Genomic DNA, 14,977 nt, shown 5'->3' on the forward strand with positions numbered 1-14,977 from the left:
CCGGTGGGCACGGATCGCCCCGGAGCCCACCGGTCCCTGAATAGATTGCATAAACGTGCAGGGAAACGTATAGTCATGCCATCCAAGAGGAGGAGTCCATGGCGGTACGTGCGGCAGTGGCCGGAGCGAGCGGATACGCGGGCGGCGAAGTGCTGCGCCTGCTTCTCGCGCACCCCGAGGTCGAGATCGGCGCCCTGACCGGCCATTCCAACGCGGGCCAGAAGCTGGGCGCGCTCCAGCCGCACCTGCTGCCGCTGGCCGAGCGGGTCCTGGAGGAGACGACCGCCGAGGTCCTCGCCGGGCAGGGCCGACGGCATGACGTGGTCTTCCTCGCCCTCCCGCACGGGCAGTCAGCCGCCGTCGCCGAGCAGCTCGGCCCGGACGTCCTGGTCGTCGACATGGGCGCCGACTTCCGGCTGAAGGACCCGGCGGACTGGGAGAGGTTCTACGGCTCCGCGCACGCCGGGACCTGGCCCTACGGCCTCCCCGAACTGCCGGGTGGCCGCGCCGCGCTGGAGGGGTCCAAGCGCATCGCGGTCCCCGGTTGCTACCCCACCGCCGTCTCCCTCGCCCTCTTCCCGGCCTACGCGGCGGGCCTGGCCGAGACCGAGGCCGTGATCGTCGCCGCCTCCGGCACCTCCGGCGCCGGCAAGGCGCTCAAGCCGCACCTGCTGGGCAGCGAGGTCATGGGCTCCATGTCGCCGTACGGCGTCGGCGGCGGCCACCGGCACACGCCCGAGATGATCCAGAACCTCAGCGCCGCGGCGGGGGAGCGGGTCTCGGTCTCCTTCACGCCGACCCTCGCGCCGATGTCGCGCGGCATCCTCGCCACGTGCAGCGCGAAGGCCCGGGACGGGGTCACCGCCGAGAGCGTCCGCGCCGCCTACGAGAAGGCCTACGCCGACGAGCCCTTCGTCCACCTGCTGCCCGAGGGCCAGTGGCCCGCCACGGCGTCCGTCCACGGCTCCAACGCCGTTCAGGTGCAGGTCGCGTACGACGAGGCCGCGGGCCGCGTCATCGCCATCAGCGCCATCGACAACCTGACCAAGGGCACCGCGGGCGGTGCCGTCCAGAGCATGAACATCGCCCTCGGGTTCCCCGAGGACACGGGACTTTCCACGATCGGAGTCGCACCGTGAGCGTCACGGCAGCCAAGGGATTCACGGCGGCGGGCATCGCCGCCGGGATCAAGGAGAACGGCAACCCGGACCTGGCCCTCGTGGTCAACACCGGGCCCCGCCGCGCCGCCGCGGGCGTCTTCACCTCCAACCGCGTCAAGGCCGCGCCGGTGCTCTGGTCCGAGCAGGTGCTGAAGAGCGGACAGCTGTCCGCCGTGGTCCTCAACTCCGGTGGCGCCAACGCCTGCACGGGCCCGAAGGGCTTCCAGGACACGCACGCGACCGCCGAGAAGGTCGCCGACGTGCTCGGCGTGGGCGCGGGTGAGGTCGCCGTCTGCTCCACCGGCCTCATCGGCGTGCTGCTCCCGATGGACAAGCTGCTCCCCGGCGTCGAGACCGCCGCCGCGCAGCTCTCCGAGCACGGCGGTGAGAAGGCCGCCATCGCCATCAAGACCACCGACACCGTCCACAAGACGTCCGTGGTGACCCAGGACGGCTGGACCGTCGGCGGCATGGCCAAGGGCGCGGGCATGCTCGCCCCGGGCCTCGCCACCATGCTCGTCGTCCTCACCACCGACGCCGACCTCGACAGCGCGACCCTGGACAAGGCCCTGCGCGCCGCGACCAGGGTCACCTTCGACCGCGTCGACTCCGACGGCTGCATGTCCACCAACGACACCGTGCTGCTGCTCGCCTCCGGCGCCTCCGGCGTCACCCCGGAGTACGCGGACTTCGCCGCGGCCGTACGGACCGTCTGCGACGACCTCGGCCAGCAGCTGATCCGCGACGCCGAGGGTGCCAGCAAGGACATCAGGGTCGAGGTGGTCAACGCCGCGACCGAGGACGACGCCGTCGAGGTGGGCCGCTCCATCGCCCGCAACAACCTCCTCAAGTGCGCCATCCACGGCGAGGACCCCAACTGGGGCCGCGTCCTGTCCGCGATCGGCACGACGAGGGCCGCCTTCGAACCCGACCGGCTCAACGTCGCCATCAACGGCGTCTGGGTGTGCAAGAACGGCGGCGTCGGCGAGGACCGCGACACGGTCGACATGCGCTACCGCGAGGTGCACATCGTCGCCGACCTGGCCGCCGGCTCCGAGACCGCCACCATCTGGACCAACGACCTCACCGCCGACTACGTCCACGAGAACAGCGCCTACTCCTCATGAGCACCACGCGTAAGCACACCGCGCTCCCCAAGGCCCAGATCCTCATCGAGGCGCTGCCCTGGCTGGTCCGGCACAACGGCCGGACCGTCGTCATCAAGTTCGGCGGCAACGCCATGATCGACGAGGACCTGAAGGCCGCGTTCGCCCAGGACGTCGTGTTCCTGCACCACGCCGGCCTCAAGCCCGTCGTCGTGCACGGCGGCGGCCCGCAGATCAGCGCCGCCCTCGACAAGCACGGCATCGTCAGCGAGTTCAAGGCCGGCCTGCGCGTCACCACCGAGGACGCCATGGACGTCGTCCGCATGGTGCTGGCCGGGCAGGTGCAGCGCGAGCTGGTCGGTCTGCTCAACCAGCACGGACCGCTCGCCGTCGGCCTCACCGGCGAGGACGCGCACACCATCACCGCCACCAAGCACCAGCCCGAGATCGATGGCGAGTTGGTCGACATCGGGCGGGTGGGCGAGATCACCTCGATCGACACGGGCGCGATCGAGGCCCTGCTCGCCGACGGCCGCATCCCGGTCGTCTCCTCGATCGCCCGCTCCCAGGACGACGGACATGTCTACAACGTCAATGCTGATACGGCGGCTGCGGCACTCGCTGCGGCACTGGGCGCCGAAACCCTCATGGTCCTCACCGATGTCGAGGGCCTCTACGAGGACTGGCCGAACTCCGACGAGGTGATCAGCCGCCTCACCGCCTCCCAGCTGGAGAAGCTGCTGCCGGAGCTGTCCTCCGGCATGGTCCCCAAGATGGAGGGCTGTCTGCACGCCGTACGCAACGGCGTGAACACCGCCCGCGTCATCGACGGGCGGGTCCAGCACTCGATCCTGCTGGAGATCTTCACCGACGAGGGCATCGGCACGATGGTCGTGCCCGACGAGCAAGAGGGGGAGTCGTCATGAGCAACCGGGAACTGACCGCGCGGTGGCAGGGCGCGCTCATGAACAACTACGGCACCCCGAGGCTCCCGCTCGTCCGCGGCGCGGGCACCAGGCTGTGGGACGCCGACGGCAAGGAGTACCTCGACTTCGTCGGCGGCATCGCGGTCAACGCCCTCGGCCACGCGCACCCGGCGGTCGTGGAGGCCGTCAGCCGGCAGATCGCGTCGCTGGGCCACGTCTCCAACCTCTTCGTCGCCGAACCGCCCGTCGCCCTCGCCGAACGGCTGCTCCAGCACTTCGGCCGCGACGGCAAGGTCTACTTCTGCAACTCCGGCGCCGAGGCCAACGAGGGCGCCTTCAAGATCGGCCGGCTGACCGGGCGGACCCACATGGTCGCCACCGAGGGCGGCTTCCACGGCCGCACCATGGGCGCCCTCGCGCTCACCGGCCAGCCCGCCAAGCAGGAGCCCTTCCTGCCGCTGCCCGGCGACGTCACCCACGTCCCGTACGGCGACGCGCAGGCGCTGGCCGCCGCGGTGACCGAGGAGACGGCCCTGGTGATCATCGAGCCGGTCCAGGGCGAGAACGGCGTGGTCGTCCCGCCCGCCGGCTACCTCAAGGCGGCCCGGGCGATCACCGCCGCCACCGGTTCGCTCCTCGTCCTGGACGAGGTGCAGACCGGGATCGGCCGCACCGGGCACTGGTTCGAGTACCAGGCCCACGAGGGTGTCCTGCCGGACGTCGTGACGCTGGCCAAGGGGCTCGGCGGCGGGCTGCCGCTCGGCGCGACGGTCGCCTTCGGGCGGGCGGCGGAACTGCTCCAGCCCGGCCAGCACGGGACGACCTTCGGCGGCAACCCGATCGCGTGCGCCGCCGGGATCGCCGTCCTCGACACCATCGACAACGAGGGGTTGCTGGAGAACGTCAAGCGGCAGGGCGAGAGGCTGCGGGACGGAATCGAGGGCCTGGGCCACCCGTTGATCGATTATGTCCGGGGTGCGGGTCTCCTCCTGGGTATCGTGCTCACCGAGCCGCTCGCGCCCCAGGTGCAGCAGGCGGCTCAGGAGGCCGGATTCCTGGTGAACGCGCCCGCCCCCGACGTCGTCCGGCTGATGCCGCCGCTGAATCTCGGCGACGACGAGGTGGACGCCTTCCTCGGGGCACTGCCCGGCCTCCTCGGCGCAGTGAGCGGGGATGGACGATCCGGAGAATGAGACGACGATGAGCCAGGCGCAGGACCATGAGCAGCCGGGGGCGAACGGGCCCGCCGTGCCGCAGACCCGCACCGCCCGCCACCGCCGGATCGTGGACATCCTCAACCGGCAACCCGTGCGCTCCCAGAGCCAGTTGGCGAAGCTGCTGGCCGACGACGGGCTGAGCGTCACGCAGGCGACGCTCTCCCGGGACCTCGACGAGCTGAACGCGGTGAAGATCCGCAACACCGACGGCGACCTGATCTACGCGGTGCCCAGCGAGGGCGGCTTCCGCACGCCGCGCGCCCCGCTCGGGGAGTCGGCGAAGGAGGAGCGGATGCGGCGGCTCTCCCAGGAGCTGCTGATCTCGGCGGAGGCCTCCGCCAACCTCGTGGTCCTGCGGACCCCTCCGGGCGCCGCGCAGTTCCTGGCCTCGGCCATCGACCAGGCCGAGCTGCACGACATCCTGGGCACGATCGCCGGCGACGACACGCTGCTGCTGATCAGCCGGGAGCCGACGGGTGGCCAGGCCCTGGCCGACCATCTGCTGCGGCTGGCTCAGAACGGCCACTGAACGGGCCGGCGGTCGCGTCCGCCGGCCGCGGGGATGCCTGAACCCCCCTCAGGCGTGCGGGCATCGCGCCGTCTCGGGTGGGCGGGGCCGGCGCGCAGTCCCCGGCGAACGCACGCGAGACGGGCTCCGGGCGCTCTCCGCCCGGAGCGCCGACGCCCCCACGGGTACAGGCCCGCCGACCGCTGGACCGACTCGCGGTCCACCCGGACGCCGATCCCGCCGCAGGCGGCACCCCGTGAGCGCCGGACCGGGCGCGAACCGCCCCCGGCACGAGTGCACCGGCCGCCCGCGGACCGTCGAGGACACCCGCGGCCCCACCGCATGTCCACAGTCCCGGGACGTCCCAGCGCAGCCCCACCGCATCGACAAGTCCCAGGACGTCCCAGCGCAGCCCCACCCCATCGACAAGACCGTCGGCGGCCGAGCCACGGCCGAGCCATCGGCCTCGCGCACCCAACTGTCGACGCCGACGGAGTCGCGCCTCCACGGCGGTGGGCCCACCGTCACGTGCAGGGCACGCTCAGCCCAACCGCCTGGCCAAGCCCCCGGTACACCGCACCTCGTCCCCGGCCGTGATCAGCAGCGCCTCCACGTCCGGCAGCGACTCCAGCCACCCCAGCGCCTCCCGCGACCCCATCGCGAACGCGGCCGTGGCCCAGCAGTCCGCCCAGGTCAGCCGGGGTGCGACGACCGTCACGGCGACCAGGTCGGTCACCGCGGAGCGGCCCGTGCGCGGATCGACGATGTGCGCCCCCCGCTCGGCCGTCCCCGAGGTGGCCACGGCCAGCTCGTCCGCCCCGGCCGCGGAGACCACCGCCGCCAGCCCGCCCGGCCGCAGGGGATCCGACACCCCGACCCGCCACGGCCGCTCCGGCGCGGGCACCCCCAGCAACTGCACGTCCCCGCCGCCGTTCACGCTCACCCCGCTCACCCCCGCCGCGGCGATCACCCGGGCCGCCCGCTCGGCGGCCCACCCCTTCACGATCCCGGTCGGGTCGAGCCGGCCCTGGTAGCGCATGCTGAACCAGCCGTCGCTGACCCGCTCCGCCTCGGCACCCAGCTCCAGCACCTCGGCCACCTCGGCGTCGCACTCCTCGACGCTCAGCTCCCCGCGCATCAGCCGGGAGACCTGGCTGTCCTCGCGGTAGGTGCTGAACACCTCGTCGACGCGGTGCAGTGAGGCGACCGCGTCCCGGAGTGCCGCCTGGACCGCCGGAGGTTCCCCGCCGCGGACGTCGAAGGAGAAGACCGTCCCCATGACCTCCTCCGCGTGACGCGCCGCGGCGGGAGACTGTGCCGACTCGGCCACCGCGTCAGCCACCGGCCCGGTCCAGCGCCGACTGCAGGGACTCCTGGTAGCCCGCGCTGGTGTACGTGGCCCCGGACACCGCGTCGATGTCGGCGCTGCCGGCCGCGACGGCCGCCTGGTTGAGCTTGGGTACGGCGTTGGCGGTGATCTGGTCGCTCTGCCCGCCCTTGGGCGCCTGCACCGCCTCCGCCTTGGTGATCTTCCCGTTGGCGACGGTGATGCGCACCTGCACGGCCCCGTACTGCGTGTTCGCCGCGTCACCGGTGAAGGTGCCGGACGCCTGGGCGCTCCCGGAGTCCTGCGCTCCCGACCCCTGCGACCCGGACCCCTGCGACCCGGACCCTTCGGCCCCGGGGTCCTGCGATCCCGAGCCCTGCGATCCGGCGCTCGCGTTCGCCTTGTCGATCGCGGACTGGAGGGACTTCTTGTACCCGGTGCTGGTGTAGGTCGCCCCGGAGACCGTGTCGATGTTCGGGCTCTGCGTGGTGACCACGGCCTCGTTGAGCTTGGGTACGGCGTTGGCGGTGATCTGGTCGCTCTGCCCGCCCTTGGGGGCCTGGACGGTCTCCGACTTGGTGATCTTGTTGTTGCTGACGGTGATACGGACCTGCACGGCCCCGTACTGGGTGTCCGCCGCGTCGCCGGTGAAGGTGCCGGAGACCTGGGCGGCGCCGGACCCCTGGGAGGCCCCCGCGCTCGCCTTCGCCTTGTCCAGCGCCGACTGCAACGACTTCTTGTAGCCCTCGCTGGTGTAGGTCGCCCCGGAGACGGAGTCGATCTCGGCGCTCTGCGCGGCGACCGCGGCCTGGTTGAGCTTGGGTACGGCGTTGGCGTTGATCTGGTCGCTCTGGCCGCCCTTGGGGGACTGCACGGCCTCCGCCTGGGTGACCTTCCCGTTGGCCACGGTCAGCCGGACCTGCACCGGCCCGTACTGGGTCTGGGCCACGTCGCCGGTGACCGTCCCGTTGCCCGCGGCGGCCTGGGCGCCGCCCTGGACCGAGGACTGCGGGGGCAGTCCGGCCGCCGAGGCGGCCGGGTCGTCCGACGGCTTCAGCGTCAGCAGCAGCACGATCCCGGACACAGTGGCAGCGCTGGCGAGCACAATGCGCCGCATGGGGTGGCTTTTCTTCATCGCTCCTGATTCCCGTATTTCCGTGGACCGTTTCCGCGGACCGTTTTCCGTGGACCCGTGGACGTCCCGTCGCTCACATCTCGAACGACTCGTGATGGATGCGGCGGGCGGGGACCCCGGCGCCGCGCAGGGCCTCGTACACCGACTGGGCGAAGCCGTTCGGCCCGCACATGAAGACGTCGTGCTGCTCGATGTCCGGCAGCTTGCGGCGCAGGGACTCCGCCGAGATGTCCGGGCGCTCCCCGTCGGGACTGTTGACCGCGTACATCAGCCGCGCCCCGCGCTCGTCGGCGATCTTCGCCAGCTCGTCCCACAGGGCCAGGTCCTGCGTGCTGTTGGCCCGGTAGAGGAGGGTGATGTCGCCGGCCGCGCCCGGCAGCGTCTCGAACAGCGCCCGCATCGGCGTGATCCCGACCCCGCCGGCCACCAGCAGCACCTTGCCGCGGCTGCGCCGGGACGCCGTCATCGCGCCGTAGGGACCCTCGGCCCACACCTTCGTGCCGGGCCTCAGCTCGCGCAGCGCCGCGCTGTGGTCGCCGATCGCCTTGACCGTGATCCGCAGCAGCTCCGGGCGGGGCGCCGCCGACAGCGAGTACGGGTGGGAGCTGAACCGCATGCCCGGCGCCATGAACCGCCACCGGAAGAACTGCCCGGCCTCCGCGCCGATCCGGTGCAGCTTGCGCCCGCCGATGAGCACCGACACGATGCCGGGCGCCTCCTCGATGACCGCCTCGACGTACATGCGGTGCCGCAGGTTCAGCCGCAGCGGCGTGAGGATGCGGTACCAGACGACGAGCGCGGTGACCGACCCGTACAGCGCGTACCAGGCGGTCTTCGCGGCCGGCTCGACGGCGAAGTCGTTGCCGGTGGTGATCTGGTGCCAGAACGTCAGGAACACCGCGGCGTACGTCATCAGGTGCACGTGGTACCAGGTGTCGTACGGCATCCGGCGGCGGACCGGGCCGATCGAGACCAGCCCGATGACCAGCAGCAGACCGGTGCCGATGGCGGCCTTGCCCATGTCGGGCAGCTGGTTCACGGAGTCGATCGTCTGCTGGACGATGTCACCGAGCGACTTGCCCGCCTGCAGCGCGTACCCCCACATGATGAGGAACACGTGCGCGAAGGTGAGGCTGAGGGTGTACCGGCCGGTCATCGCGTGCCAGCGCGCCACCCGGTCCGATCCCACCCGCCGCTCCAGCGCCGGCACCCGCGCCATCTGGAGCACGACCAGCGCCATCAGGTACCCGGCGAGCAGGCCGGTGATCCGCCCCGCGTTCAGGATCATGCCGTTGGTGTCCGCGATGGACGGTGTGTTGTCCCACCACAGCCACAGCACACCCGCCGCGCCCGCCCAGAGGGCGATCAACAGCGGGACGGCCGGGGAGCGGCGTGGTCGGATGCGGCGCATCGTCTGGCGGCGGGCGGCACGGCCGCCGGCGATCGTCGTGGTCACGGTTCCTCCGTGGGTACTGACCCTTGGCCCACAGATACGTGCCGACTGCGCGGAGTGTTCAGTGTCCTGCCGACTCCCGCGCGGACGTTCGCGACGAAACCGGGGCCCGGGCACGCCCTCGCGCGAGACGCCCGCCCCTCACGCGTACGGGTGGGCGGGGACGCGCCCCGGCCCACCCGCGGTCACCGGTGTCCGTCGTCGCTCGGCCCCTCGGGTCGAGCGGATCCACCCGGTGGAGGACCTCGGTCGGCGACGCGTCCGCCGACACCGGTCAGGTGGTCGGCGACGGGCGGACGCGCATGGCATGTTTACGCCAAGTCGGGTGAGGGTGAGGGGGAAAGCGCGGACGAGCGCAGGGGCAGGGGGAGTCCCGGCAGTCCGTCGATGCTCGTGGCGACGTGCTCCTTCTTCGCGAAGTACGCGCTGAGCGACTCGTCGTCCTCCCGCGCGAACCGCTTCCCGTGCAGATCGCGGTCCTCGTCGTACGTCATGAAGGGCACCGCGTAACCGCAGGTGTCCCGCACGAGTTCGGCGCGCACGACGATGATCGCGCGCAGGCCGTGCGGGGTCGGGTCGAGGTCCGGGAAGTGGGCGAGGAGCTCCGTGAAGCGCGGGTCGTCGCGGAAGACCGGCTCCCCGCGGCCGTGCACCCGCACGATGTTCGGCGGCCCCTGGAACGCGCACCACATCAGGGTGATCCGGCCGTTCTCGCGCAGATGCGCGATGGTCTCCGCGTTGGAGCCGGCGAAGTCGAGGTACGCCACGGTGTGGTCGTCGACGACGGCGAACGAGCCCTTCAGGCCCTTGGGGGAGAGGTTGACCGTGCCGTCGGCCGACAGGGGCGCGGTCGCGGTGAAGAAGAGGGGCTGCTCCTCGATGAACGTACGGAGCCTGCCGTCGATGCGCTCATAAGTCTTTCCCATGCCTAAGGATTATCCGGGAAAGTCTTTCGCACGTCTAAGGAATTGAGGGAAGGGGGCGTACGCCTCGCGGCGTGCGTGCCCCTGGCAATACGCGCGCCCCGGTGATCCGCACCCCCGAGCGCACGCCCGGTGATGCGCGCACCCGAGCGCACGCCCGGTGATGCGCACCCCCGAGCGCAACCGAGCGCGCGCATCGCGGTGCGGACATCACGGCGGCCGCCCCGGCCGGCGTCGGGGCGGCCGCCACGCCTGTCACGTCACTTGTTCAACGTGCAGGTGGCCAGCGCGTCCAGGCCCTGGGGCTTGGCGGCGGTGCGGCCGATGGCGGTGGCGATGCGGTTGACGGTCGCGACGCGCTTGTCCTTGAGGGGGCCGAGGATGGCGTTCTGGACGAAGTTGGGGCCGCCCTGGCCGACGGTGTCGACGAGGCGCTTGTTGGCCTCGGCGATCTGGGTGTTGAGCAGGGCGAGGTTGCGGTCGACCTCGGCCTTGGCGGAGGCGGGGACGGCGGGCAGTCGCGAGGCCACGTCCGGGCAGCTGATCGTGCCGGCGCCGGCGTTACCCGCGTTGCCCGCATTGCCGTTGTTGCCCGCGTTGCCGTTGTTCCCGGTGTTCCCGGCGTTCCCGCCCGCCTGGGTCGCCGGCGCGCTCGGGGCCGCCGCGCCGCCGCCGTTGGCACCCGCCCCGTTGAGGGCGCACGGTGCCAGCGCGTCCAGGCCCTGGGGCTTGGCGGCGGTGCGGCCGATGGCGGTGGCGATGCGGTTGACGGTCGCGACGCGCTTGTCCTTGAGGGGGCCGAGGATGGCGTTCTGGACGAAGTTGGGGCCGCCCTGGCCGACGGTGTCGACGAGGCGCTTGTTGGCCTCGGCGATCTGGGTGTTGAGCAGGGCGAGGTTGCGGTCGACCTCGGCCTTGGCGGAGGCGGGGACGGCGGGCAGTCGCGAGGCCACGTCCGGGCAGCTGATCGTGCCCGGGGACGCGAGCGTCCTGGCGTTCGTGCCGCTGCTCTTGGACGTCTCCCCGGCGAGGGCGGAGTTCACGACCACCGCGCCGGTCAGCGCCAGAGCGGCGGCGCCGCCGATGACCGCCACACGACGCTTGTTGTACTTCGGAAGAGCCCTGGACATGCGGATGCCTCACTTGGGTCAGGAGTGGGTTGATGGACGCGGCGCCAGCGTTCGGCTGTGAGTACGGGTAAGCGGTTGCTGTTGTTCAAAGCGCCTTCGAAAACTTCTCCGGACACCGAACGGCCCCGAGGTCCGGGCCGCCCGATTGACGAATCATGCAGAGCACTGCATACTCATGCATGTAGCGAACGCACTGTGAGGAGAGACCCGTGACCGAGCGCGTCGTACTCGCCTACTCGGGCGGCCTGGACACCTCCGTCGCCATCGGCTGGATCGCCGAGGAGACGGGCGCCGAGGTCATCGCCGTCGCGGTCGACGTCGGTCAGGGCGGCGAGGACCTGGACGTCATCCGCAAGCGCGCCCTCGCGTGCGGCGCCGTGGAGGCCGAGGTGGCCGACGCCAAGGACGAGTTCGCCGACGAGTACTGCCTCCCGGCGATCAAGGCCAACGCCCTCTACATGGACCGCTACCCGCTGGTCTCCGCGCTCTCCCGGCCCACGATCGTCAAGCACCTCGTCGCCGCCGCCCGGAAGCACGGCGCCACCACCGTCGCCCACGGCTGCACCGGCAAGGGCAACGACCAGGTCCGCTTCGAGGCCGGCATCGCCGCCCTCGCCCCCGACCTGAAGTGCATCGCCCCGGTCCGCGACTACGCGATGACCCGTGACAGGGCCATCGCGTTCTGCGAGGAGAAGAACCTCCCGATCGCGACCACCAAGAAGTCCCCGTACTCCATCGACCAGAACGTCTTCGGGCGTGCCGTCGAGACCGGCTTCCTCGAGGACATCTGGAACGCGCCGATCGAGGACGTCTACGAGTACACCTCGAACCCCGCCACCCCGCGCGAGGCCGACGAGGTGGTCATCACCTTCGAGGCAGGTGTCCCGGTCGCCCTCGACGGCAGGCCCGTCACCGTCCTCCAGGCCGTCCAGCAGCTCAACGAGCGCGCCGGCGCCCAGGGCGTCGGCCGGATCGACATGGTCGAGGACCGCCTCGTCGGCATCAAGTCCCGCGAGGTGTACGAGGCTCCGGGCGCGATCGCCCTGATCACCGCCCACCAGGAGCTGGAGAACGTCACAGTCGAGCGCGAACTCGCCCGCTACAAGCGGCAGGTCGAGCAGCGCTGGGGCGAGCTGGTCTACGACGGCCAGTGGTTCTCCCCGCTCAAGCGGGCCCTGGACGGGTTCATCGACGAGGCCAACCGGCACGTCTGCGGAGACATCCGGATGACCCTGCACGGCGGCCGCGCGGTCGTCACCGGCCGGCGCTCGCAGTCGTCGCTGTACGACTTCAACCTCGCCACCTACGACACCGGCGACACCTTCGACCAGGCCGCGGCCAAGGGCTTCATCGACATCTACAGCCTGTCGTCGAAGATCGCGGCCAGGCGTGACCTCGCGTAGCGTCCCCGCACGACCGTGACCTCGCGCAGGCGTCCCGGTACCACCGGGAACATCTCACCCGCACTAGCCTGACAACCGCCTCCCCGCTCGTGCCTGAGCGGGGAGGCGGCGGCACATCCGTATCTCTCGAGGAGCAACGCAAGTGAGCAGCAACAGCGGTGACGTACGGCTCTGGGGCGGCCGTTTCGCCGACGGTCCCGCCGAGGCCCTGGCGAAGCTGTCCGCGTCCGTCCACTTCGACTGGCGGCTCGCGCCCTACGACATCGCCGGGTCGCGCGCCCACGCGCGCGTGCTGCACAAGGCGGGCCTGCTCACACAGGACGAGCTGACCCGTATGCTCGCGGGCCTCGACCAGCTGGAAGCGGACGTGGCGGACGGCTCGTTCGTGGGCACCATCGCCGACGAGGACGTCCACACCGCCCTGGAACGCGGCCTCCTGGAGCGACTCGGCCCCGACCTCGGCGGCAAGCTGCGCGCCGGCCGCTCCCGCAACGACCAGGTCGCCACCCTCTTCCGCATGTACCTGCGGGACCACGCCCGGATCATCGGCGGCCTGATCGCCGACCTCCAGGACGCGCTGACCGGCCTGGCGGAGGCCCACCCGGACGTGGCGATGCCCGGCCGCACCCACCTCCAGCACGCCCAGCCGGTCCTCTTCGCCCACCACGTCCTCGCCCACGTGCAGTCCCTGTCCCGGGACGCCGAGCGGCTGCGCCAGTGGGACGAGCGCACGGCGGTCTCGCCGTACGGCTCCGGCGCGCTCGCCGGTTCCTCCCTCGGCCTCGACCCGGAGGCGGTCGCCGAGGACCTCGGCTTCGAGCACGGCAGCGTCGGCAACTCCATCGACGGCACGGCCTCCCGCGACTTCGTCGCCGAGTTCGCCTTCATCACCGCGATGATCGGCGTCAACCTCTCCCGGATCGCCGAGGAGATCATCATCTGGAACACGAAGGAGTTCTCTTTCGTGACCCTGCACGACGCGTTCTCCACGGGCTCGTCGATCATGCCGCAGAAGAAGAACCCGGACATCGCCGAGCTGGCGCGCGGCAAGAGCGGCCGCCTCATCGGCAACCTGACGGGCCTCATGGCCACCCTCAAGGCGCTGCCGCTCGCGTACAACCGCGACCTCCAGGAGGACAAGGAGCCGGTCTTCGACTCCTGCGACCAGCTCGAGGTCCTGCTGCCCGCCTTCACCGGCATGATCGCCACCCTCACCGTCAACCGCGAGCGCATGGAGGAACTGGCCCCGGCCGGTTTCTCGCTCGCCACCGACATCGCCGAGTGGCTGGTCAAGCAGGGCGTGCCGTTCCGGGTGGCGCACGAGGTCGCCGGCGAGTGCGTGAAGGTCGCCGAGGCGGAGGGCAAGGAGCTGGACGACCTGACGGACGAACAGTTCGCCAAGATCTCCGCCCAGCTCACCCCCGAGGTCCGTTCCGTCCTCAACGTCCCCGGCGCCCTCGCCTCCCGCGACGGCCGCGGCGGTACGGCGCCCAGCGCGGTCGCCGTCCAGCTCGCCGAGGTGAAGGCGGATGTGGCGGCGCAGCACACGTGGGCCACCGCGAAGCAGAAGAAGTAGCGGCTCGGACGCCCCAGGGGCATCACGGGTTACGTTGGTCCGGAGCCTGACCGGAGCCGACCGAACGGAGCCCGCGATGCCCTTCGCCCGCCTCGCCTCAGCGACGACCCCGACCTGCCACCTCGGACTGGGTCTCGCCGCCGTCGGCCGCCCCGGTTACATCAACCTCGGCCGGGACCACGACCTCGGAGAGGACCGCAGCGTCGAGACGCTGCGCGCCCGCACCCACGAACTCCTCGACGCGGCCTACGCCCAGGGCGTCCGTTACTTCGACGTCGCCCGCTCCTACGGCCGCTCCGAGGAGTTCCTCGCCGACTGGCTCCGGGCCCGCCCCGACGTCGACGACATCGTCGTGGGCAGCAAATGGGGCTACACCTACACCGCCGACTGGACCACCGACGCCGCGACGCACGAGGTCAAGGACCACAGCGTGCGCACGTACGAGCGGCAGCGCGCCGAGACGGCCGAACTGCTCGGCGACCGGCTCGACCTCTACCAGATCCACTCGGTGACCCCGGACAGCCCCGCGCTGACCGACAGGGAACTGCACGCGAAGCTGGCGGAGGCCGCCGCCCAGGGCCTCACCCTCGGCTTCTCCACCAGCGGCCCCGCCCAGGCCGACGCCATCCGCGCCGCCCTCGCGGTCACGGTCGACGGCACGCCCCTCTTCCGCACCGTCCAGTCGACGTACAACGCCCTGGAGACCTCGGCCGCCCCCGCCCTCGCCGAGGCGCACGAGGCCGGGCTCACGGTGATCGTCAAGGAGGGCATGGCCAACGGACGCCTCGCCGACCCGCACGCGCCGCGGCCCCTGAAGGCGGTGGCCGAGGAGACCGGCCTCGGCTGTGACGCCGTCGCCCTCGCGCTGATCCTCCGGCAGCCGTGGGCCGGGGTCGTCCTCTCCGGCGCCGCGACCCTCACCCAGCTCGCCTCCAACCTGCACGCGGCCGCCGTCGACCTCGACGAGGACCAGGTGGCCCGCCTCGGCGCCCTGGTCGAGGACCCGCGGGCCTACTGGGAGCGGCGCGCACGGCTGCCCTGGCACTGAGGCTCCCGCAGCGGGCGAACACCTGCGTCGCGGATGCCCGCGGTGAGTCACCCATGTTCGCTTTG

General features: G+C 71.7%; 13 protein-coding genes. 8 read left to right on the forward strand and 5 right to left on the reverse strand.

Annotation, left to right across the window (positions count from 1 at the left end):
* The first annotated feature begins 98 nt into the window (after positions 1-98).
* From argC to ACF1A1_RS08585, 5 genes are read left to right on the forward strand one after another with little or no spacing between them, the layout of a single operon-like run.
* A complete protein-coding gene (gene argC, locus ACF1A1_RS08565; RefSeq protein WP_391646830.1) occupies positions 99-1,139 on the forward strand; it encodes an N-acetyl-gamma-glutamyl-phosphate reductase in 1,041 nt (346 codons plus the stop codon).
* Positions 1,136-2,287: a bifunctional glutamate N-acetyltransferase/amino-acid acetyltransferase ArgJ gene (argJ, locus tag ACF1A1_RS08570; RefSeq protein WP_391646832.1), complete on the forward strand. Its 1,152-nt coding sequence runs from the start codon at positions 1,136-1,138 to the stop codon at positions 2,285-2,287. Before argC ends, argJ begins: the two co-directional genes overlap by 4 nt.
* A complete protein-coding gene (argB, locus tag ACF1A1_RS08575; RefSeq protein WP_391646834.1) occupies positions 2,284-3,192 on the forward strand; it encodes an acetylglutamate kinase in 909 nt (302 codons plus the stop codon). Before argJ ends, argB begins: the two co-directional genes overlap by 4 nt.
* Positions 3,189-4,385, forward strand: coding sequence for an acetylornithine transaminase (locus ACF1A1_RS08580; RefSeq protein ID WP_391646836.1), 1,197 nt, complete (start codon positions 3,189-3,191; stop codon positions 4,383-4,385). The genes argB and ACF1A1_RS08580 overlap by 4 nt, the downstream gene beginning before the upstream one ends.
* Positions 4,386-4,392: 7 nt before the next feature.
* A complete protein-coding gene (locus ACF1A1_RS08585; protein WP_189936685.1) occupies positions 4,393-4,938 on the forward strand; it encodes an arginine repressor in 546 nt (181 codons plus the stop codon).
* Between the two features lie 520 nt (positions 4,939-5,458).
* On the opposite strand, the gene ACF1A1_RS08590 is transcribed toward ACF1A1_RS08585, so the two are convergent.
* The 5 genes from ACF1A1_RS08590 to ACF1A1_RS08610 all read right to left on the reverse strand — a co-directional run bounded on the left by ACF1A1_RS08590 (position 5,459) and on the right by ACF1A1_RS08610 (position 10,885).
* Entirely contained in the window at positions 5,459-6,196 is a 738-nt protein-coding gene (locus tag ACF1A1_RS08590; protein WP_391646838.1) for an FAD:protein FMN transferase, read from the reverse strand.
* Positions 6,197-6,251: 55 nt separating this feature from the next.
* Complete coding sequence (locus tag ACF1A1_RS08595) at positions 6,252-7,361, reverse strand: FMN-binding protein (RefSeq protein ID WP_391646840.1); 1,110 nt, start codon at positions 7,359-7,361, stop codon at positions 6,252-6,254.
* Between the two features lie 91 nt (positions 7,362-7,452).
* A complete protein-coding gene (locus ACF1A1_RS08600) occupies positions 7,453-8,835 on the reverse strand; it encodes a ferric reductase-like transmembrane domain-containing protein (RefSeq protein WP_391646842.1) in 1,383 nt (460 codons plus the stop codon).
* 308 nt (positions 8,836-9,143) lie between these two features.
* Entirely contained in the window at positions 9,144-9,758 is a 615-nt protein-coding gene (locus ACF1A1_RS08605) for a pyridoxamine 5'-phosphate oxidase family protein (RefSeq protein WP_391646844.1), read from the reverse strand.
* A 257-nt stretch (positions 9,759-10,015) separates the two neighbouring features.
* Positions 10,016-10,885 carry a hypothetical protein gene (locus ACF1A1_RS08610; RefSeq protein WP_391646846.1) on the reverse strand — a complete coding sequence of 290 codons (870 nt, stop codon included), beginning with the start codon at positions 10,883-10,885 and terminating at the stop codon, positions 10,016-10,018.
* 209 nt (positions 10,886-11,094) lie between these two features.
* On the opposite strand from ACF1A1_RS08610, the gene ACF1A1_RS08615 reads away from it, so the two are divergent.
* From ACF1A1_RS08615 to ACF1A1_RS08625, 3 genes are all read left to right on the forward strand, one after another.
* On the forward strand, positions 11,095-12,288 hold the full coding sequence (locus tag ACF1A1_RS08615; RefSeq protein WP_391646848.1) for an argininosuccinate synthase: 1,194 nt from the start codon (positions 11,095-11,097) through the stop codon (positions 12,286-12,288).
* Positions 12,289-12,430: 142 nt separating this feature from the next.
* Positions 12,431-13,864 carry an argininosuccinate lyase gene (gene argH, locus ACF1A1_RS08620; protein ID WP_391646850.1) on the forward strand — a complete coding sequence of 478 codons (1,434 nt, stop codon included), beginning with the start codon at positions 12,431-12,433 and terminating at the stop codon, positions 13,862-13,864.
* 76 nt (positions 13,865-13,940) lie between these two features.
* Positions 13,941-14,912, forward strand: coding sequence for an aldo/keto reductase (locus ACF1A1_RS08625; protein WP_391646852.1), 972 nt, complete (start codon positions 13,941-13,943; stop codon positions 14,910-14,912).
* Positions 14,913-14,977 lie beyond the last annotated feature (65 nt).

This window comes from Streptomyces sp. NPDC014995 (assembly GCF_043080745.1).
Lineage (GTDB): Bacteria > Actinomycetota > Actinomycetes > Streptomycetales > Streptomycetaceae > Streptomyces.